This is a genomic window from Pseudonocardia abyssalis, assembly GCF_019263705.2.
GTDB lineage: Bacteria > Actinomycetota > Actinomycetes > Mycobacteriales > Pseudonocardiaceae > Pseudonocardia > Pseudonocardia abyssalis.
Window position 1 is genome coordinate 4,456,650 of sequence record NZ_JADQDK010000001.1, and the last position, 18,960, is coordinate 4,475,609.

At 74.1% G+C, this 18,960-nt stretch carries 20 protein-coding genes; 10 read left to right on the top strand and 10 right to left on the bottom strand.

Annotation, left to right across the window (positions count from 1 at the left end; translation table 11 throughout):
- The first annotated feature begins 15 nt into the window (after positions 1–15).
- Both I4I81_RS21685 and I4I81_RS21690 read left to right on the top strand, forming a co-directional pair.
- The gene (locus I4I81_RS21685) at positions 16–981 is read left to right on the top strand and encodes a sugar-binding transcriptional regulator (RefSeq protein WP_218602803.1); all 966 of its coding nucleotides are present in this window, start codon (positions 16–18) and stop codon (positions 979–981) included.
- Positions 971–1,753 (top strand): phosphotransferase enzyme family protein, encoded by a 783-nt coding sequence (locus I4I81_RS21690; protein WP_218602802.1) that lies wholly within the window; start codon positions 971–973, stop codon positions 1,751–1,753. Before I4I81_RS21685 ends, I4I81_RS21690 begins: the two co-directional genes overlap by 11 nt.
- Positions 1,754–1,853: 100 nt before the next feature.
- On the opposite strand, the gene I4I81_RS21695 is transcribed toward I4I81_RS21690, so the two are convergent.
- Positions 1,854–2,756 (bottom strand): TIGR03560 family F420-dependent LLM class oxidoreductase, encoded by a 903-nt coding sequence (locus I4I81_RS21695; RefSeq protein ID WP_218602801.1) that lies wholly within the window; start codon positions 2,754–2,756, stop codon positions 1,854–1,856.
- A gap of 62 nt (positions 2,757–2,818) precedes the next feature.
- Here I4I81_RS21695 and I4I81_RS21700 point away from each other — a divergent pair, with 62 nt between their 5' ends.
- The 3 genes from I4I81_RS21700 to I4I81_RS21710 are packed head-to-tail and all read left to right on the top strand — an operon-like array spanning position 2,819 to position 4,829.
- Positions 2,819–3,397 (top strand): TetR/AcrR family transcriptional regulator, encoded by a 579-nt coding sequence (locus tag I4I81_RS21700; RefSeq protein ID WP_218602800.1) that lies wholly within the window; start codon positions 2,819–2,821, stop codon positions 3,395–3,397.
- A 10-nt stretch (positions 3,398–3,407) separates the two neighbouring features.
- Positions 3,408–3,602, top strand: coding sequence for a glycosyltransferase (locus tag I4I81_RS21705; RefSeq protein WP_218602799.1), 195 nt, complete (start codon positions 3,408–3,410; stop codon positions 3,600–3,602).
- A 36-nt stretch (positions 3,603–3,638) separates the two neighbouring features.
- Complete coding sequence (locus I4I81_RS21710) at positions 3,639–4,829, top strand: acyl-CoA dehydrogenase family protein (protein ID WP_218602798.1); 1,191 nt, start codon at positions 3,639–3,641, stop codon at positions 4,827–4,829.
- Here the strand turns inward: I4I81_RS21710 and I4I81_RS21715 are convergent.
- Both I4I81_RS21715 and I4I81_RS21720 read right to left on the bottom strand, forming a co-directional pair.
- Complete coding sequence (locus I4I81_RS21715; RefSeq protein WP_218602797.1) at positions 4,826–5,197, bottom strand: rhodanese-like domain-containing protein; 372 nt, start codon at positions 5,195–5,197, stop codon at positions 4,826–4,828. The two genes, I4I81_RS21710 and I4I81_RS21715, sit on opposite strands and share 4 nt — an antisense overlap.
- On the bottom strand, positions 5,194–5,709 hold the full coding sequence (locus tag I4I81_RS21720; RefSeq protein ID WP_226363499.1) for a cysteine dioxygenase: 516 nt from the start codon (positions 5,707–5,709) through the stop codon (positions 5,194–5,196). Before I4I81_RS21720 ends, I4I81_RS21715 begins: the two co-directional genes overlap by 4 nt.
- A 238-nt stretch (positions 5,710–5,947) precedes the next feature.
- Here I4I81_RS21720 and I4I81_RS21725 point away from each other — a divergent pair, with 238 nt between their 5' ends.
- A complete protein-coding gene (locus I4I81_RS21725; RefSeq protein WP_218616288.1) occupies positions 5,948–6,649 on the top strand; it encodes an acetoacetate decarboxylase family protein in 702 nt (233 codons plus the stop codon).
- A 146-nt stretch (positions 6,650–6,795) separates the two neighbouring features.
- On the opposite strand, the gene I4I81_RS21730 is transcribed toward I4I81_RS21725, so the two are convergent.
- Positions 6,796–7,638 carry an alpha/beta hydrolase gene (locus tag I4I81_RS21730; RefSeq protein ID WP_226363500.1) on the bottom strand — a complete coding sequence of 281 codons (843 nt, stop codon included), beginning with the start codon at positions 7,636–7,638 and terminating at the stop codon, positions 6,796–6,798.
- 9 nt (positions 7,639–7,647) lie between these two features.
- The gene (locus I4I81_RS21735; RefSeq protein ID WP_218616290.1) at positions 7,648–9,993 is read right to left on the bottom strand and encodes a carboxypeptidase regulatory-like domain-containing protein; all 2,346 of its coding nucleotides are present in this window, start codon (positions 9,991–9,993) and stop codon (positions 7,648–7,650) included.
- A 118-nt stretch (positions 9,994–10,111) separates the two neighbouring features.
- Between I4I81_RS21735 and I4I81_RS21740 the strand changes: the two genes are divergently transcribed.
- The 3 genes from I4I81_RS21740 (at position 10,112) to I4I81_RS21750 (ending at position 13,355) form a co-directional block, all read left to right on the top strand.
- A complete protein-coding gene (locus I4I81_RS21740) occupies positions 10,112–12,019 on the top strand; it encodes a 4-alpha-glucanotransferase (protein WP_218605569.1) in 1,908 nt (635 codons plus the stop codon).
- Positions 12,012–12,761, top strand: a complete 750-nt coding sequence (locus I4I81_RS21745) for a 2-keto-4-pentenoate hydratase (RefSeq protein WP_226363501.1) — start codon at positions 12,012–12,014, stop codon at positions 12,759–12,761. The genes I4I81_RS21740 and I4I81_RS21745 overlap by 8 nt, the downstream gene beginning before the upstream one ends.
- Positions 12,762–12,989: 228 nt before the next feature.
- Positions 12,990–13,355 carry an RNA-binding S4 domain-containing protein gene (locus I4I81_RS21750; RefSeq protein ID WP_218605570.1) on the top strand — a complete coding sequence of 122 codons (366 nt, stop codon included), beginning with the start codon at positions 12,990–12,992 and terminating at the stop codon, positions 13,353–13,355.
- A gap of 26 nt (positions 13,356–13,381) precedes the next feature.
- Here I4I81_RS21750 and I4I81_RS21755 read toward each other — a convergent pair whose 3' ends face one another.
- The 4 genes from I4I81_RS21755 to ldt-CoaP form a co-directional block, all read right to left on the bottom strand.
- Positions 13,382–13,978, bottom strand: a complete 597-nt coding sequence (locus I4I81_RS21755) for a hypothetical protein (protein ID WP_218605571.1) — start codon at positions 13,976–13,978, stop codon at positions 13,382–13,384.
- A gap of 60 nt (positions 13,979–14,038) precedes the next feature.
- Positions 14,039–14,962, bottom strand: coding sequence for a DMT family transporter (locus tag I4I81_RS21760; RefSeq protein WP_225925984.1), 924 nt, complete (start codon positions 14,960–14,962; stop codon positions 14,039–14,041).
- A 62-nt stretch (positions 14,963–15,024) separates the two neighbouring features.
- Positions 15,025–15,945, bottom strand: a complete 921-nt coding sequence (locus tag I4I81_RS21765) for a choice-of-anchor P family protein (RefSeq protein WP_218602382.1) — start codon at positions 15,943–15,945, stop codon at positions 15,025–15,027.
- A 14-nt stretch (positions 15,946–15,959) separates the two neighbouring features.
- Positions 15,960–16,724 (bottom strand): L,D-transpeptidase, encoded by a 765-nt coding sequence (ldt-CoaP, locus tag I4I81_RS21770; RefSeq protein ID WP_218602381.1) that lies wholly within the window; start codon positions 16,722–16,724, stop codon positions 15,960–15,962.
- Positions 16,725–17,015: 291 nt separating this feature from the next.
- On the opposite strand from ldt-CoaP, the gene I4I81_RS21775 reads away from it, so the two are divergent.
- A complete protein-coding gene (locus I4I81_RS21775; RefSeq protein ID WP_218602380.1) occupies positions 17,016–17,978 on the top strand; it encodes a threo-3-hydroxy-L-aspartate ammonia-lyase in 963 nt (320 codons plus the stop codon).
- On the opposite strand, the gene I4I81_RS21780 is transcribed toward I4I81_RS21775, so the two are convergent.
- Positions 17,968–18,948, bottom strand: coding sequence for a zinc-dependent alcohol dehydrogenase family protein (locus I4I81_RS21780; protein WP_218602379.1), 981 nt, complete (start codon positions 18,946–18,948; stop codon positions 17,968–17,970). The two genes, I4I81_RS21775 and I4I81_RS21780, sit on opposite strands and share 11 nt — an antisense overlap.
- Between the last annotated feature and the right edge of the window lie 12 nt (positions 18,949–18,960).

Genomic DNA, 18,960 nt, shown 5'->3' on the forward strand with positions numbered 1-18,960 from the left:
CGTTGGGAGGCGTCGATGGCCCGTGGTCCGGCACAGCTCGTCCTGACCGCGTCGGTGGCGCGGCGCTACTACCTCGACGGCCGGTCCAAGGTCGAGATCGCCGAGGAGTTCGCGCTGAGCCGCTTCAAGGTCGCGCGGCTGCTGGAGGACGCCCGCACGAGCGGCCTGGTCCGGATCGAGATCCGGCACCCCGGCACCGTCGACGTCGAGCTGTCGGGGTCGCTCATGCGTGCGCTGGACCTGCAGCACTGCGTCGTCACCGACACCCCCGACGACGACCCTGCCACCCTGCGCGAGCACCTCGGCGCGGCCGCGGCCGACCTGCTCAGCGAGATCGTCACGCCCGAGGACGTGCTCGGCCTGTCCTGGGCCCGCTCGGTGAGCGCCATGGCCAATGCGCTGACCGAACTCGTGCCCGTCCCGGTCGTGCAGCTCACCGGCGCACTGGCCCGGCCCGGCGCCGACGACAGCTCGATCGAGCTGGTCCGCGAGGTCGCGCGCGTGTCCGGCGGCCCCGCCTACTTCTTCTACGCCCCCATGTCCGTCCCCGACGCCGCCACCGCCCGCGTCCTGCGCGGCCAGCCCGAGGTGGCCAGGGCGTTCTCCCTGATCGGCTCGGTGACGATCGCGGTGGCCGGGGTGGGGGCGTGGGAGGCGGAGCAGTCCACCCTCTACGACGCCACCGGCGAGGCCGAGCGCGCCGAACTGCACCGGCGCGGGGTGTGCGCCGACGTCTCCGGCGTACTGGTGGACGCCACCGGCGCCCCGGTCCCGGCCGCGCTGACCGAGCGGATGATCGGCATCACCCACGAGCAGATGCGGGCCGTGCCGGAGGTGATCGGCATCGTCTACGGCGACGCGAAGGTGCGCGCGGTGCTGGCCGCCGTGCGCGGTGGACTCGTCGACAGCCTGGTCACGCACTCGACGATGGCGACCGCGCTGATCGACGCGGCGAGGGTCGAGGCCGCCCGTGACCTCTGAGGTGCCCCTGCACGGCGGCACCGCCAACCGGGGCCGGGTGCACCGCGTCGGCGACACCGTGCGGCGCCCGCTGCGCCCCACCGCCCCCGCGGTGCACGCGCTGCTGCGACACCTCGAGGACGTCGGGTTCGACGGCGCGCCGCGCGTGCTGGGCGTCGACGACGACGGGCGCGAGGTACTCAGCTACATCCCGGGCCAGGCCGTCACCGCACCCGCCCCGCCGTGGGGGCTGACCGACGCGGCCCTGCGCAGCGTCGGACGGCTGCTCCGCCGCTTCCACGACGCCACGGCCGGCTTCGACGCCGCCCCGCACACCTGGTCGGAGTCGCCGCCGGAGCCGTTCCGGGTCGGCGGGATCGCCCACAACGACCCCAACCTCGACAACGTCGTCTTCCGGGACGGCCAGGCCGTCGCGATGATCGACTTCGACCTCGCCGCCCCCGGCGACCCGGTGTGGGACGTCGCGGCGACCGCGCGGCTGTGGGCACCGCTGCGGGCGCCCGTCGACACCGTCGACGGGCGGCGCGACCGCGAGCTGGCCCGGCTGCGGGTCCTCGTCGATGCCTACGGGCTCGACGACGTCGGCCGTGCCCGCCTGCCCGACGCCGTGCTCGGGCACCACGACTGGATGACCGCGCTGGTCGGCGACGGGGCTCGGCGCGGCGTGCCGGGCTTCGCCGCCTACTGGACCCCCGACGCCGCGGCCCGCGCCGCACGCACCCGCACCTGGCTGGAGCAGCAGCGGGACGCGATCACCGCATCCCTGCTCTGAGGACGCGCCCACCGCGCGATCCAGGACTCCCGTGCCACGCCGCGCAGATGCCTTCGGTGGCGGTCGAACGGATCGGACGCGGTATCGGCAGTGCCCGCTGTCAGATCCGGGTGAGCACCTCGGTGCGCAGGCGTTCGAGTGCGTCCTCGCGGCGGGCGCCCGTGCCCAGCAGCATGTCCGGCACGAGGAGCTCGTCGATCCCCGCGGCGGGGTAGCGCGCCACCACGTCGAGCACCTCGGCGGCCGACCCCATGATCACCGGACGGCCCGCGGCCTCCAGCCGGGCCCGCCGCTCCTGCGCCTCGACGTCGTCCGGTTCGACGATCTCGAGCATCGCCTGGGCCGTGCGCCGCACCGTCGACGGATCACGGTCGATCCGCGCGCAGTGCTCGGCGAACACCCGGCCCTTGTGCGCGGCGAGGTCCGGCAGGCCCCAGTGGTTCCACTCGTCGGCGTGCCGGGCGACGATCCCGAGCGCGACCTTCTCCCCCGCCGCCCCGATCAGGACCGGCAGCCGGGCGGGCTTCGGCTCCAGAGGGGCGTCGGCGAGCCGGTAGTGGGTGCCGTCGAACGTCGTGCGCTCCCGGGCGAGCAACCCCGTGATCACCTGGCAGGCCTCGTCGAACCGGGCCAGCCGTTCGCGGACCGGCGGGAGCTCGATGCCGTACGCCTCGTGCTCGTTGACCTGCCAGCCCGCGCCGATCCCGAGGACGAACCGGCCGCCGCTCATCTCGTCGAGCGTGGCGGCCTGCTTCGCGACGACCGCCGGATGCCGGTAGGTGTTGCCGAGCACCATCGAGCCGATCCGGACCCGCTCGGTGCGCACCGCGATCCCGGTCAGCAGCGCGAGGCACTCGTGCACCGGGCCGGAGACGTCGTCGCGGTTGGGCATGAAGTGGTCGGCGATCCACACGCCGTGCCAGCCGGTGCGCTCGGCGTACTCGGCGCCCGCGAGGACGTCGGACCAGGGGACGGCCGCGCTCGGCCAGAGGGAGTAGTCCATCGCCGCCGACAGTAGACGGTGTTGCAGTTGACGCAAGTTGCAGCCACTGCAACTCTGAAGCGGTGACGAGTCCGGGGCGCGAGCGCCGCAAGCAGGCGACCCGGCGCGCCCTGCGGTCGGCGGTGTTGGAGCTCGGTCTCACCCACGGGCTCGCCGAGGTGACCGTCGAGGAGATCGCCGCCCGCGCCGGGGTCTCCCCGCGCACGTTCTTCAACTACTTCGCCACCAAGGAGGACGCCGCGCTCCTCGACCTCTTCACGATCGGCGACGACGAGCTCGACGTGTTCGCCGCCGGTCCCCCCGAGGGGGCGTGGACCCGGCTGCGCGAGCTGTTCGCCGAGGACGTGGGTCGCGTCGACCGGGACGGCACCGACGTCCCGCGCTGGCTGGCGCTGCAGGCCGGGCACCCCGCGCTGCAGGCCTGCCAGTTCGCGAGGTTCGGCGCCTTTGAGCGGCGGCTGTGCGACGCGGTCACCACCCGGCTCGGCGGTCCGGATCACCGGCTCCGCGCCGAGGTCATGGCCGGTGCCTGCATCACGGCGGTGCGGGTCGGCCTGCAGCACCGGGCCGGCGCCGGGCCCGGCGGCCTGGTCGTCCACGTCGACGCCGCGTTCGACCTCCTCGATCCTGCCTTCGCCTGAAGGAGCAGCCGTGCCGATCGCCGTCGTCGCCCTCGACACCCGGGGCGGGGTCCAGCCCTACGCCGCGCTCGCCCTCGGGCTGCAGGAGGCGGGCCACGAGGTCCGGATGGTGGCCCCCGCCGAGTTCACGCCGTGGCTGGCCGGGATGGGTCTCGACGTGCACGCGGCGGGCGCCGTCACCGCGATGGGTGCAGTGCGACCCTGAGGTGCGCCTGCGGCGCCGGACGGGCACGATCGGCGGATGGCCGAATACGCGCACCTCGGTGAGGCACTGGGTACCGACTTCTTCTCCGTCCGCGACCAGTTCACCGGCGAGCAGTGGGACAAGTTCATCGCGGTGCGCAAGTTCGTCGACGACGAGGTGCTGCCCGACATCGGCGACTACTGGGAGAAGGCCGAGCTGCCGTGGCACCTGTTCCGGAGGCTGCCCGAGCTGAAGGTCGTCGGCGAGGACATCGACGGCTACGGCGCGGCCGGGATGAGCCCGATGGCCGTCGGGCTCGTGCACATGGAGCTGCACCGCGGCGACGGCTCGCTCGGCACGTTCCTCGGCGTGCACGCGGGGCTGGCGATGCAGTCCATCGCGATGTGCGGGTCGGAGGAGCAGAAGCAGCGCTGGCTGCCGTCGATGTCGACGATGGACAAGATCGGCGCGTTCGCGCTCACCGAGCCGAACCACGGCTCCGACTCGATCGCGCTGGAGACCACGGCCCGCCGCGACGGTGACCACTGGATCATCGACGGCTCCAAGCGCTGGATCGGCAACGGCACCATCGCCGACCTGGTCGTCGTGTGGGCCCGCGACACCGACTCCGGCGAGGTCAAGGGGTTCGTCGTGGAGACCCCGGCCGAGGGCTACGAGGCCAGCGTCATCCAGGGCAAGGTGTCGCTGCGCTCGGTGTGGCAGGCGAACATCGAGCTGAAGGGCGTGCGCGTCCCGGACGAGAACCGGCTGGAGAACGCGCGCTCGTTCAAGGACTGCGGACGGGTGCTCGCCAACACCCGCGGCATCTGCGCGTGGATGGCGCTGGGCCACGCGACCGCGGGCTACGACGCCGCGATGCGCTACGCGATGGCGCGCGAGCAGTTCGGCAAGCCGCTGGCGTCGTTCCAGATCGTGCAGCAGCGGCTCGTCCACATGCTCGCCGACCTCACCTCGATGCAGCTCTACTGCATGCAGCTCGGCCGCCTGGCCGACGCCGGGCGGCTCTCGCCGACCGTCGCCGGGCTGGCCAAGATGCACAACACCCGCACCGCCCGGAAGATCCTCTCCGAGTCCCGCGACCTGCTGGGCGGCAACGGGATCCTGCTGGAGCACCACGTCGTGCGGCACTGGGCCGACATCGAGGCCATCCACACGTTCGAGGGCACCGAGACGATGCAGACCCTGATCGTCGGGCGCGACATCACCGGGCTCGGCGCGTTCGCCTAGGCGGGACCGAACTCCTTCTTCCACGCCTGGTAGCCGCCGTCGAGGTCGGTGGCGTTGTGCAGACCGAGGTCCTGCAGCGACGCCGCCGCCAGGCTGGAGCTGTAGCCCTCGGAGCAGAACAGGATCCAGGTGACGTCGTGGTCGACGGCCTCCGGGATGCGGGCGTCGGAGCTGGGGTCCAGGCGCCACTCGAGGTGGTTGCGCTCGATGACCAGGACGCCCGGGATCTCCCCCTCCTCCGCGCGCTGCCACCCCGGCCGGGTGTCGACGAGGATCGCTCCGTCGGCCACGAGCGCGGCCGCACGCTGCGGGTCGGGGCGGTCGAGCCGCGCGCGTGCGGCGGTGAGCAGTGCGTCGATCGTGGTCATCCGATCCCCTCCGGGGTGCCGGCCTCGACGAGGACGCTCCGGGTCCGCCGCAGCCGCGGGATCTCCCCGCCCGGGTCGGGGGCGTAGTACGACATCGCCGTGAGCGGGGGTGAGTAGGCGTGCACGCTCACCGCGGGCGTCGGCGACGGGTTGGCGACGTCGTGCACGTGCCCCAGACCGAACCCGACGCTGCGTCCGGCCCGCAGCTTCCGGCTGCGCAGGCCGCCCGCCGTCCAGCGGGTCTCGGTGAGGGCGCCCGAGACCACCGTCAGTGCGCCGAACGAGCCGGCGTGGTCGTGCAGCTCGGCGTTCTGCTCGGTGGCCCAGCTGATCAGCCAGACGTCCACGAAGTCGTCGCCCTGGATGCGTTGGTACCAGCGGCGCTCCGGGTCGATGACGACCTCGTGGTCGCCTGCGCGGACCTCGGCGGCGACGCGCTGCGTCAGGCCGACGAGATCGGTGAGGCCGAGTGAGATGGGTGCGACGATGCGGCGAGGGGCGTGCAGCAGCACGGAGTACTCCAGTGGTCGTGCTTCGAGCGGACGGGTGCGAACGTCAGCTCGTGCGACAGCACTGGTCGAAGTGGTCGGCCCGACGACTACCCCAGATCTCGCCGAGGTCCGGGGCGGGGGGCATGACCACATACGAGCACGCGCACACCCGTTGCTGCCACACCCTCCCACGAACCGGAACTTCCGGCGGACGCGTCCGGCCGAATGTCCGACACCACCCGTACAGCAGGATGCGGTCATGGCGACGCTCCTCGACGACGGCAGCTGGGAGATCCAGGGCAGGCGGCTCGGGTTCCCCGTCCGGATCGGCGAGGCCTCCGCGGCCTGCGCCACGTACCTGGTCCGGACGGCGGGCGTGCGCGCGCTGCTCACCGGCACCGGGCTGGAGCCGGTCTCGGTCGCCGGGCGGACGCCGCTGTTCCTGGTGCTCGTCGACTACCGCATCAACGACCTGGGCGACTACGACGAGGCCGGCGTCGCGTTCCTCGTCCGCCACCGCGGGCGGACCGGCCCGTACGTCCACCAGCTGCCGGTGACGCAGACGTTCACGATGGAGGCGGGCCGCGCGCTGTGGGGGCTGCCGAAGTGGCTCGCCCGCGCGGAGCTGTCGATCGACGGGGCCGACGCCACCTGCCGCCTCGCCGACGTGGACGGCCGGCACGTCCTCACCACCGCGATCCACGCGGCGCTGCGGCTGCCGTTCACGCTGCCCGGCACGATCACCGCGCTCGCCCCGCACGACGGCGGCGTGCTGGCGTCACCCGTGCGGGCACGGATCGGCGGCCTCCGGGTCGGGCGGGGGGCGTCGGTGGTGCTGGGGTCCGGGCACCCGATGGCCGACGAGCTGCGCGCACTCGGCCTGCCCCGCCGCCCGCTCGCCACCGTCGTCGCCGGCCGGGTGGCGTTCGACATGGACCCGGCGACGACCCAGCCCCGCTGAGGGACCCCGGGGCGGCGGCTCAGGGGCGGGAGAACAGCGACTCGCGCCCCACCCCCACCCCGCGAGTCGCTGTTCCCGCGCCCGCGAGTCGCTGTTCCCGCGCCCGCGAGTCGCTGTTCCCGCGCCCGCGAGTCGCGGGGGTGTGGTCAGCGGTGGGCGGCGAGCCAGTCGCGCAGGTCGGCGAGGGGCTTCTCGCGCTCGGGCTCGTGGTAGATCTCGTGCCACAGGCCCTCGTACCAGCGCACCGTGCTGTCCGGGGAGCCGATCTCCGGCTCCAGCGTGCGGGTGCCGGCCGGATCGGTGAGCACGTCGGCCGTGCCGTGCTGGACCAGCACCGGCATCCGCAGCTCGCGGGCCCGGCGGGGCAGCACGTCGAACTGCGCGAACAGGGCAGCGGACAGGCCGAGCGTCGGATGGCCGTGATGCACGAGCGGGTCGCCCAGGTAGTCGGCGACGACGGCGGTGTCCTTGCTGACCTTCGTCGGGTCGATGCCGGCCGGGCGCAGCGTCGGCGTCACCCTGGCCAGGAGCTTCAGGACCGGGACGGCTGCCTTTGGGACGGCGTTGCTGGCCAGTGCGGGCGCCGAGAGCACGAGACCGGCGAGTCCGGCGCCGTGGTCGAGGGCGTAGGCGAGGGCGATCTGCCCGCCCATGCTGTGTCCGAGCAGGAACAGCGGCAGGCCGGGGTGGCGCGCGGCGACGTGCAGGCGGAACGCGTCGAAATCGGTGAGCCAGTCGGAGTAGCGGTCGAGGTGGGCACGGCGGCCCGTCGACCGGCCGTGGCCGCGGTGGTCGAGTCCGTAGACCGCCCAGCCGTCGGGCACGAGCGCGTCCTCGACGCTGCCGTAGCGGCCCGAGTGCTCGCCGAGGCCGTGGCAGACGAGCAGGACACCGGTCGGCTCCCCCTCCGGCAACCGCCCCCGCCAGAACAGCTCGACGCCGCCGACGCCGGGCAGCGTGCCCTCGACCCGATCCCGTGTCTCCGTCACCGGCACAACCTAACCGGCGGGCACCCCGGCCGGCTCGAGCTCCACGTCGTGCACCCGCTCCGCCTCCTCGGCGACGCCGACGAGCACGACGTCGGCCTCGCACCCGGCGGCGGCCACGGACACGGCGTACTCCCCCGCGGCGAGATCGGCGACGAGGTAGGCCCCGTCGGCGTCGGTCTCCGCGACCTCGACGACCTCCCCGTCCTGCACCAGCGTCACCCGCGCACCGGCGATCGGGCCGTCCTCACCGGTGACGGTGCCGACGAGTGCGGCGGAGCGGACCAGTTGCACCTCGACGTCGACGGGTGCGTCGCCCACCGTGAGCGCCACCGCACCGGGCTGGTGGTCGGGGGCGGTCGCGATGAGCACGTACGCGCCGGGGTGGGGGGCGGTGAGCTCCCCCGAACCCGTACGCCCGGTCGAGACCTCGCTGCCGAGGTCGTCCAGCAGTGCCACGGCGGCGTCGGCGACCACGGTTCCGTCGTGCCGTGCCGCCCGGAATCGGACGGGCTGCGCCGCCCCGACCGCCGCCGGCCGCTCGGGGCGGGAGGTGCCCTCCAGCGCGACGACCGGCGCCCGCTCGGGGCGGGCCGCCGGGTCACCGAAGGTGCGGAGCAGCGCGAGGTCGGCGGCGGCCTGCTCGGCGGCCAGGTGCTGCGGGTCGCGCGGGGAGCGGCGGGCGGCCGGTTCGGCCTCCACCGGGGTCGGGCTCGGGCTCGGGCTCGGGCTCGGGCTCGGGCTCGGGCTCGGGCTCGGGCTCGGGCTGACGGTCGCCGGAAGGGAGTCGAAGAGGAGGTCGGGGTCGGCGTCCGGGAAGTCCGGGTCGTCCGCGACGGGCGGAGCGGGCTGAACCGGGATCGGAGCGGTCCGGTCGTCGGCGTCGGCCGTTCCACGGGACAGCAGTGCACCGGCGAGGGCTGAGGCGCCGGCGACGCCCACGGCAGCTGCGCCGATGCCGGGCCCCTGTTCCCCGACGACGGGCGGGATCTCGGACGGGGACGGGTCGACCGCGGCGACCGGCTCGGCGTCCGCGACCGGTTCCGGCAGCGCCAGCCGTTCGGTGCCGTCCTCCGGAGTGGTCGGGCCGTCGGTGGGGTCGAGAGGACCGGTGTCCTCGCCCGCGTCGGCGGCGGACACGTCGACGACGTCCGGCACACCGAGGGCGGCGTCCGGCTCAGGGGCGTTCGTCGCGTCGGTGGGGTCGACGACCGTGAGCGTTCCGGGTGCAGCCGCACCGGGAGCGGGGGTGGCGTCGACGGCTTCCCGGGGGCCGGCGGTCTCCTCCTCGGAGAGCGGCGTGGTGACAGCGAGGTCGGCCGTGTCGGCAGCATCCACCGCGTCCATCGGGTCGACGACGACCTCGGCTGCGTCGGGGACGTCGACCGCGTCTCCGGGACCCGCCCCCGCAGCCGTGTCGGTGACGTCAGCCGTGTCGGTGACGTCAGCCGTGTCGGTGACGTCAGCCGTGTCGGTGAACTCGATGGCGGCGTCCGTGACCTCGACCGGGTGGGGGACCTCGGCGGCGGCGGTGGCGGTGGCTGCTGCGGCGGCGGCGGCGGCTTCAGCGACGTCGTTTGCCAGAGCGGCGTCCGCGACGTCAGCCGTGTCGGATGCACGAGCGGGATCCGGGACGTCGGCGGTGGCCGAGGTGTCAGCGGCACCGGTGCCCTCGGCCGCGTACGAGTCGGAGTAGTCCGCCGGGCCGGAGGCAGCAGGCGGGTCGGAGGCAGCAGGCGAGTCGCCCGACCCCAGGGCGTCGGAGACAGCGGCAGGACCGGAGATGCCGGGGAGACCGATGGTGGGGGTCGGCGTCTCGGCGTCCGGAACCGCGGTGAGGCGGGGGGCGGTGAACGGATGGGGCGTGTCGACCGGGTCGGGGTGGCGGGGCGGGCGGCGGAGCAGCGCCAGGGCGGGCACCCGCCGCTCGGCGTCGGCGTCGGCGTCGGCGGGCTCGGGCTCCGCGGACCCGGAGATCTGCGCGGCCCGGCGCCACGGCACGTCGTCACCGAGCGGAGGCACCGACCGGGCGGCCGTCGTGACGACCTCGGGCTCGTCCTCGACGGGGTCGGCGTCGTCGGCGATGTCGGGCTCCGCGACGGTGGACTCCTGCTCGTCCACCCCGGCGGCCGGCTCGTCGACGGCGGTTGCGTCCTCGGTCACCTCCGGCTCGTCGACGACCGCGTCCGCGACGGGCGCGGGCTGGCGGTCGGCGCGCTGGGCGACCAGGTCGGCCACCGTGCGCGGACCGGGTGGCACGGCCGGCTCGGTGCGTCTGCGCTGCAGGAACAGGCCGAGCATCAGGGCGAGCAGCAGCAGTGCCGCCACCGCGATCAGCAGCACCGGAAGCGTGATCATCGCCGGTCCCCCGCGGGTCGATCCGAGAACCAGACCGGGCCGGTCCGACCTGCAGAACCTAGCATTCTTGCGATCACGCACCGTGATGTGACGCGGGTGTCGGGCGAACGGGAGCAGAGTGGACGACGAACTGATCGAGCTGGCCGCCGCGCACGGCGTCGCCACCGGGTACCGCGACGGTGACCGCCGGCCCGTGACCGTCGACGAGGACGTTGTCGTGCGGGTCCTCGCCCTCCTCGACGTCGACGCCTCGACCCCCGACGCGCGCCGCGCCGCTCTGGTCACGGCCCGGGCCGACGCCGACCGGCTGCCCGGAACGATCGCCGTCCGCACCGACCGCTCGCGCGCGCTGCCCGGCCCCGCCGTGCTCGTCGATGAGGACGGCGGGCGCCGCGACGTCACCGAGATCCCGGCCGGTCTCGCCCCCGGCTGGTACAGCCTGGAGATCGACGACCGCACGGTCACCGTGGTCGTCGCCCCGCCCGCCCTCGGCGACGCCGAGCGCGCGTGGGGTTGGATGCTGCAGCTCTACGCGCTGCACTCGGCGGGCTCGTGGGGCATCGGCGACCTCGGCGACCTGCGCTCCTTCACCGCCTGGACCGGGCGCGAACACGGCGCGAACGCCGTGCTGCTCAACCCGCTGCACGCGTTCACGCCGGTACCCCCGGTGCAGCCGTCGCCGTACACGCCGTCGAGCCGCCGGTTCGGGACGCCGCTCGCGCTGCGCATCACCGACCTCGACGCCTACGCCAGAGCCGACGCCGCCACCCGCACGGAGGTCGACGCACTGACGCCGGCGCCGGGCGAGCGGATCGGGCACGACCGGGTGTGGGCGGCGAAGCGGTCCGCACTGGAACTGCTGTGGCGCGCCGAGGGCCGCCCGTCCCCCGACGTCGAGCCCGACCTGGCCGAGTTCGCCACCTTCTGTGCACTCGCCGAACGCCACGGCGGCCGGTGGAGCCGTTGGCCCGAGCGGCTGCGACGGCCCGTCGTCGAGGACGGGCCGCGCACCGCGTTCCACGCGTGGGTGCAGGTGCAGGTCCAGCAGCAGCTCCGGGCCGTCCGCGACACCGCGCGCGAGGCGGGCGTCCGCGTCATCCACGACCTCGCCGTCGGCTGCGACCCGGAGGGCGCCGACGGCTGGGCGCTGCAGGACGTGCTCGCGCTCGGTGTCCGGGTGGGCGCGCCGCCGGACGCGTTCAGCCAGCAGGGCCAGGACTGGGGTCTGCCGCCGTGGCGCCCCGACCGCCTCGACGCGACCGGTTACGCCGCCTACCGCGACCTGCTCCGCGCGCTGCTGCGCCAGGCCGACGGGCTGCGCATCGACCACGTCGCAGGGCTCTGGCGGCTGTGGTGGGTGCCGCCGGGCTCCTCGGCCGACCGCGGCACGTACGTCCACTACGACGCCGAGGTCATGCTCGCGGTCCTCACGCTGGAGGCACACCTGGCGGGGGCGCTGGTGATCGGCGAGGACCTCGGGACGGTCGAGCCGGAGGTCACCGCGGGGCTCGCGGAGCGGCACATGCTGGGGTCGTCGGTGCTGTGGTTCACCCGCGACCTCGACGACCCGGACGAACCGCTGCTCGCGCCCGACCGCTGGCCCGACGACTCCGTCGCCACGATCTCCACCCACGACCTGCCGACCGCCACCGGCTTCCTGCGCGGAGAGCACGTGCGGGCTCGGGCCGAGCTGGGCCTGCTCGACGACCCGGTGGCCGAGGGGAAGAAGGCGGCGGCCGACCGCGCCGAGCTGGTGGCACTGCTGCGGGACAACGGTTTCGCCTCCGCCGACGCGAGCGAGGAGGAGCTCGTCGTCGCCATGCACGCGCTGCTGGCATCGACGCCGTCACGGCTCGTGCTCGTCTCCCCGTACGACGTGATCGGCGAGGTGCGCCAGCCCAACCTCCCCGGCACCGTCGACGAGTACCCGAACTGGCGACTGCCGCTGCCGGTGACGCTGGAGGAGCTCTACCGCGACCCGCGCGTCACCGCCGTCGTCGACGCCGTGCGGGCCGGCCGTGGCTGACGCGCTGCGGTCCGCCGAGACCCTCTGGGCGGCGTGGCGCAGCGGGGAGCGCATGGCGGCGCTGCCCGAGCCGCCCGTCGACGAGGCCGCGGGGATGGCGGTGCAGGACGCGCTGCGCGAGCTCGTCGGGGAGTCCTACGGCTGGAAGATCGCGGCGACGTCGGCGGCCGGGCAGGCGCACGTCCGCGTGTCCGGCCCGCTGCCCGGGCCGCTGTTCACCCGGTTCCGGTACGAGCCCGGTGACGTCCTGCCGTCGCACGACCTGCACATGCGCGTGGCGGAGGCGGAGTTCGCGTTCCGCCTGGGTGCCGACGTGCACCCCGGCGACGACGTGCTCGCCGCCGTCGAGGCACTGCACCTCGCGGTCGAGCTGCCCGACTCGCGGTACGTCGACTTCGCCGCGGTCGGGCCCGCCCAACTGCTCGCCGACGCCGCGTGCGCGAGCCGGTTCGTGCTCGGGCCGGAGGTGCCGGGGTGGCGCGAGATCGACCTGTCCACAGCGGGGACAGCCCTGTGGATCAACGGGGCCGAGGCCGCCCGCGGCACCGGTGCGGCCGTGCTCGGTGACCCGCGAGCGGCGCTGGTCCGGCTCGCCGCGGAGCTCCCTCGCTACGCGCACCACCTGCGTGCCGGGGACGTCATCACCACCGGCACGACGACCACACCCCCGACGATCGGCCCGGGTGACGCGGTCCGCGCCGACTTCGGGGAGCTGGGCTCGGTGTCGCTCGCCCTGCGCTGACGCACCCGTGCGCAGAGATCGTTGCCGGGACGACCGTGTCCGCGCACGCCCCCGGTGATCGCCGCCGACCGCACCTGACGGCCCTCGCGGGGACGACGGCGCACGGCTCGTGGTGATCACCGGGCAGTGTGAATCGGGTGATCGTCCCGAACTGAGCCTCACGGTCCTCCGGAGGACCACCGCGCTCAGTTCATGGCGATCATGGAGCCGTAGGGCATCATCGGGCGCGTGGAGTCGAGCCGACTGGACCGCTGGCTGTGGGCGGTGCGCCTGACAAAGACCCGCCCGGACGCCGCGACGGCCTGCCGGGCAGGGCACGTGCGCGTCAACGACCGACCCGCGAAGCCGGCCACCCCGGTGAGCCCCGGCGACGAGGTGCGGGCGCGCGTCAACGACGTCACGCGCGTGGTCGAGGTGGTGCGGATCCTCCCGCGCCGCGTCGGGGCCGCCGACGCCGCCACCTGCTACCTCGACCACACCCCCGCTCCCCCGCCGGAGATGGCGATCCCGGTGGCCCGCCGCGACCGCGGCGCCGGCCGCCCGACCAAGCGCGAGCGCCGGGAGATCGACGAGTTCCGCACCGGCGGGCTCTGAGCGGTCCGGCCACGCATCGGCGGGTCCTACGAGGACGTCGTCCGGGTCGGCACGGTGGTGGTCGTGGGCTGAGATGACGTGGGCGGAGATGTCGTGGTCGGGTCCGGGGTGCCCTCGTCGATCGGCGGCCGAGTCGTGGTGACGGGTGGCCGCGTCGTGGTGGGCGACGCCGCGATCGGCGGGGGCGGCGAGTACGTGACCGTTTCATCCGTCTCGCACACCATCTGCACGACCGACCCCTGCTCCGGCGGCAGGATCCGGATCACCACCTCCCCCTCGTCCTCGCTGTCGACGTTGCAGGGCCGCCCCTCCAGCGCATCGAGGCTCTCGATCCCGTCCCCCGCCGGGCCGCGCGGTCCCCGCGGACCCACCGGCCCGGGCAGGCCGGCCGCCTGGCTCAGGGTGATCGCGTACTCCTGGAACGGACCCCGCGCGACGCACCGCCCGCCGCGCTGCGGGTCGACGACGCGGAGCATGCCGGTCCTCGTGCTGACGCAGCCGTGGAGGGCGTCGCCGCCGCGGTTCGAGCCGGCGGCATAGGCGGCCGTCAGCGTCCCGGCCGCGATCACCCCGACCACGGCACAGGACACGACGACGATGGCACGACGGGACAGCCGGTTCACGGGTACTCCGATACGGGGGGTGCTGGGGGCGCTACCTGATCGTCGCGCCGACCGCGCCCGTTACGTCCCGGTTGCAGCGCCCACCACCGGCCGCTCCCCCCGCTCCCGCAACCCGAGCGCCGTCACCGAGCCGACGATGATCGCCAGGCCCAGCCACTGCGTCGGCACGAGCTCCGTACCGAGCAGCGTGACGCCGATCAGGGCGGCCGTCACCGGGAACGCCATCTCCGCGAGCGTGGCGCGGGCGGCGGGGGTGGAGCGCAGGCCGACGTAGTACAGCGTGAGCCCGAGCAGGCCGGGGATCAGGGCGAGCAGGGCCAGCGGCCCCAGCTGCGCGGGCGTGACGACGATCGGGCCGCCGGTCAGACCCAGCACGACCGCACTCGCGGGGAGGCCGATCGCGAACCGCAGCACCGTGACGTCGCGGCTGGAGATCCGGACGCTGACCAGCCGCCCGAGCACCGTGCCGACGGCCCACAGCGCCGCCGCCCCGACGGCGAGCAGGGCCGCGGTGACGGCCTGCGGGGCCGCGGAGAGCGGGTCGCGGAACGCCATCAGCCAGGCCCCGCCGAGTGCGGGCACCGCGAACAGCCAGTACCGGCCGCGCACCCGCTCCCCGATGAGCGCCGCGGCGACGGCGACCGCGATCAGCGGCTGCAGCTTCTGCAGGACCACGGGCGTGACCGGGTCGCCGTAGCGGAATGCCTGCGTGAACAGCGCGGTCGCGACGGCAGACGCCCCCGCCCCGATGACGACGAGCGACGCGCGCTCCCGCCCCGACGCCCCGCGGAACGCCCGGTACGCGGCGGGCAGGAACGGCGTCAGCACCACGACGATGATCAGGTGCTCCCAGAACACGATCGTCGACGCCGGGAGCGCGCCGGCCAGCGGTTGGCGCAGCAGCGCGTCGGTACCCCACAGTGCCGCGGCGAGCGCCACCAACCAGGTGCGGTCGGACGGTGCGGAAACGGGCGTTGCCCCCAGTCGGTCCACGACTGGGGGCAACGCCGGAGAGCTCCGATCCATACCGGACCGGGGGAGATCGATCAGCCGGTCACCGGGAGGCTGGCCTGCACGACGGTCGGCGACGGGGCCACACCGGGCGCCTCGTCGGTGGCGTCGGCGTCGTCGTCGCCGTCGCCCGAGCCGTTGTCGTCGCCGTCGGAGTAGTCGTCGTCCTTGCCGTCGCCGTTGTCGCCGTCGTCGCCGTCGTCACCGGTGCGGTCGGTGCAGGTGGCGGAGCCGATGGTGACGGTCTGCAGCGCGCCGTCCAGGTCGCCGCCCAGCGCGTCGGTCAGCTGGGTGAGGACGTCCTGCTCGGTGGCCAGGGTCGTCGGCAGCTCGACGCCGAGCAGGTCGCCCAGCACCGGCAGCGACGCGCGGTCCTCGGAGTCGAGGGTCTCGTTGACGCCGTCGCCGCGGCCCGGGAGGACCTTCAGCTCGATGCCGGTCACCGTCAGCGAGCCGTCGGCGTTGCGCGTCTGGTCGTTGAGGGTGACGGTCGCCAGCGGGGAGAGGTTGATCTCCGTGCCGGGGACCGCGGTCTCGGGGAGCGGCTGGCCGAGCAGGGTGCCGTTGACGATCTGCAGCCCGGACTCGTCGGGGTCGGCGTCCTCGCAGTGGGTGCGGATGACGTCCGCGCGCAGGATGTTCAGCAGCTCGACGCGGGCGACGCTGGTGTCGGAGCGTCCGGCCTCGGCCGAGGCGTTCAGCACGCCCACGAAGATGCCGGCGGCGTCGTCGGGGGTGCGCTCACCCAGGCCGAGCACCTCCTTGCTGACGTACTCACCGTCGACGGACTCGACGCCCTCGGGGAGCGGGGCGATGTCCAGCAGCCCGGAGGCCGAGATCGCGTACGCGGAGTCGTTGAACGACTCCTCGTCGGCGAACGCCGGAGAGGCCCCCAGCAGCAGAGCGGCCGTCACGGCCACGGTGGCGCCGGCACCGACGATCTTCTTGTTCCTCACGTACGTGATCCCCTTCAGTTCTGATCGATCATGACGAGCGTGCCGAGCGGCACCTCGACGAGTTCATCGAGCGCGTCCTGCGGGACGCGGATGCAGCCGTTGCTGGCAGCGGTACCGAACCCGTCCGCCGTGGGCCACGTGTGGATCGCGACGGTCCCCGGACCGCCACCGAAGGTGTCGAGCGTCGGGCTGTGCGCCCCGAGCGGGAGGATCACCGGCGAGAAGTCCTGGGCCGGATCGGTGAACGCACCGAGGACGAAGGTGCGGCCGACGGGTGTCGGGGTGTCGGGGGCTCCGATGCCGATCTCCCACTCCCCGACCACGCGCTCCTCGCGCAACAGCTGCATCGTCAGCGAGCCCAGGTGCACCTCGACGCGGAACGGCGTGGTCGCACGCTCCATGTCGGCGCTGCGGACCCAGCCGGTGGAGCCGAAGGGCTTGGAGGGCAACAGGATCTGCACCCAGCCGCCCTGCTCGGCGATCACCGGGAACCAGACGTCGCCGAACTGCGTCGGCTCGACCCGGGCGATCGGGGTGCCCTCGGGCGCGTCGTGGACCGGAGTCTGCCGCTCGGGGTGCACGACGATCCCGTCGGTGGGGACGCCGGCGGCCGGGTCGACCGGTGCGCCCTGGACGACGCCGTAGGTGTCGGCGAGCGGCAGGGACGAGACGTCGACGACGGTCGCGGGCTGGTCGGATCCGGCGGTGGACGCGGGCCCGCTGCCGAGGAAGGTGAAGCCGAGGATCACGACGAGCACCAACGCGATGCCCCCGATCACCCAGGGGAGGTACGACGGCCGCGACGACGAGCGCGGACGGTCCGTGCGGACGGGGAGAGAGTGCCGAGTCATGACCCACCCAACCGGGGCAGTGCGAACGGGGACGATGTCGCAGAAGAGTGAAGGACTGCCCTCAACGAGTGCGACGAACGGAACATAGCGGGCACCGCGTCACGCGAACGAGGGACCCCGACACGTTCCGTCGTCGCCCGGACGCACTGAGAGATCGGCACGATCACCCCAACGAGGGGGTATCGGACGAGTGACGGGCAATTCGATGAGAATCGTCCGATGACCCCGCTCCCCACCGTCGACGACGTCCGCGCAGCCACCGAACGGCTCCGGGGCCACGCCCACCGGACCCCTGTGCTCACCTCGTCCCGGGTCGACGAGACCCTCTCCACCTCGGTGTTCTTCAAGTGCGAGAACTTCCAGCGGATGGGGGCGTTCAAGTTCCGCGGCGCGTTCAACGCTCTGTCACGATTCGATGACGACGCGCGCCGGTCGGGGGTCGTGGCGTACTCCTCGGGCAACCACGCCCAGGCGATCGCGCTCTCCGCGCGCCTCCTCGGCATCCCCGCGACGATCGTGATGCCGCACGACGCGCCCGCCACCAAGGTGGCCGCCACGCTGGGTTACGGCGCGGAGGTCGTGCGCTACGACCGCGTCACCGAGGACCGCGAGGCGATCGGCGCCGCCCTCGCCGCCGAGCGCGGGCTGACGCTGGTGCCGCCCTACGACCACCCCGACGTCATCGCCGGGCAGGGCACGGCCGCGCTCGAGCTGTTCTCCGACGTCGGCGAGCTGGACGCGCTGCTCGTCTGCCTCGGCGGGGGCGGCCTGCTGGCCGGGTCGGCCCTCGCGGCGGGTGCCCTGTCCCCCGGCTGCCGGCTGTACGGCGTCGAGCCCGAGGCGGGTGACGACGGGCAGCGCTCGTTCCGAACGGGCGAGATCGTGCACATCCCGACGCCCGACACGATCGCCGACGGCGCGCAGACCCAAGCTCTCGGCGCGCTGACGTTCCCGATCATCCGTCGCGACGTCGAAGACATCCACACCGTGTCCGACGCCGAGCTCGTCGACGCGATGCGGGTGTTCGCGGGCACGCTCAAGATCGTCGTCGAGCCGACCGGCTGCCTGGCGTTCGCGGCGCTGCGCCGCCTCGCCCCGTCGTTCCGGGGGCAGCGGGTAGGGGTGATCGTCAGCGGCGGCAACGTCGACCTCGACCGCTACGCCGCCCTGCTCACGGGGTGAGGACGATCTTCCCGAACTGCCGGTTGGACTCCAGGTGCCGGTGGGCCTCGACGACCTGGTCCAGGCCCGCGAACACGCGGTCGACCTGAGGGACGAAATCACCGCCGCGCAGCCCCGCGGAGACGAAAGCCGCCGCGCGCCGCAGCCGTTCCTCGTCCTTGGTCATCGCGAACAGCGTGAAGCTGCGCATGACCAGGTCCGGCAGGGTGTGCGTGGGGTAGAGCGTCGGCTGCCCGGAGAGCCGGCCGTGGATGACGATCGTGCCGTTCGGCTTCATCGCCTCCGCCATCTCGGCGACGGCGGGCCCGGCGACGGCGTCGAACACGACATCGAGGCCCCGGCCTCCGGTGATCTCGCGGGCGGCCGTCCGCAGGTCCTCGACCCCGCTGACGATCACGTGCGCCGCACCCGCCGCGCGCAGCTCGGCGACCTTGTCGGCGCTGCGGCTGACCGCGATCGGGACCGCACCGATCCGGTTCGCCACGGCGATGGCCGCGAGCCCGACGCTGCTCGTGGCCGCGGTGATGAGCACCGTGTCGCCGGGCCGCAGGATCCCCGGTTCGAGCAGCCCCGCGTAGATCACCAGGTAGGGCATCCACACCGCGGCGCCGGTGATCTCGTCCACGGGGCGCGGCACGAGCGCACGGGCCGGCGCGATCGCCTGCTCTCCGTAGACCGTGAACTCGTTCATCGAGAACGCCGGCACGACACTCACCGCGTCGCCCACCACCCAGCGCGTCACGCCCTCGCCCACCGCCGCGACCGTGCCCGCCGCCTCGTACCCGAGCCCCGCCGGCAGCACCGTCGGCTCGATGTACTCGCCGCGCCGGAACATCGACTCGGCCCGGTTGAGCCCGATCGCCGCCACGTCGACCAGTGCCTCCCCCGGCCCGGGCACCCCCAGTTCGACGTCGACCACGTGCAGGACCTCGGGCCCGCCCAGCTCGGTGAAGCGCACGACCCGTGTCATGTGCTCCACCCT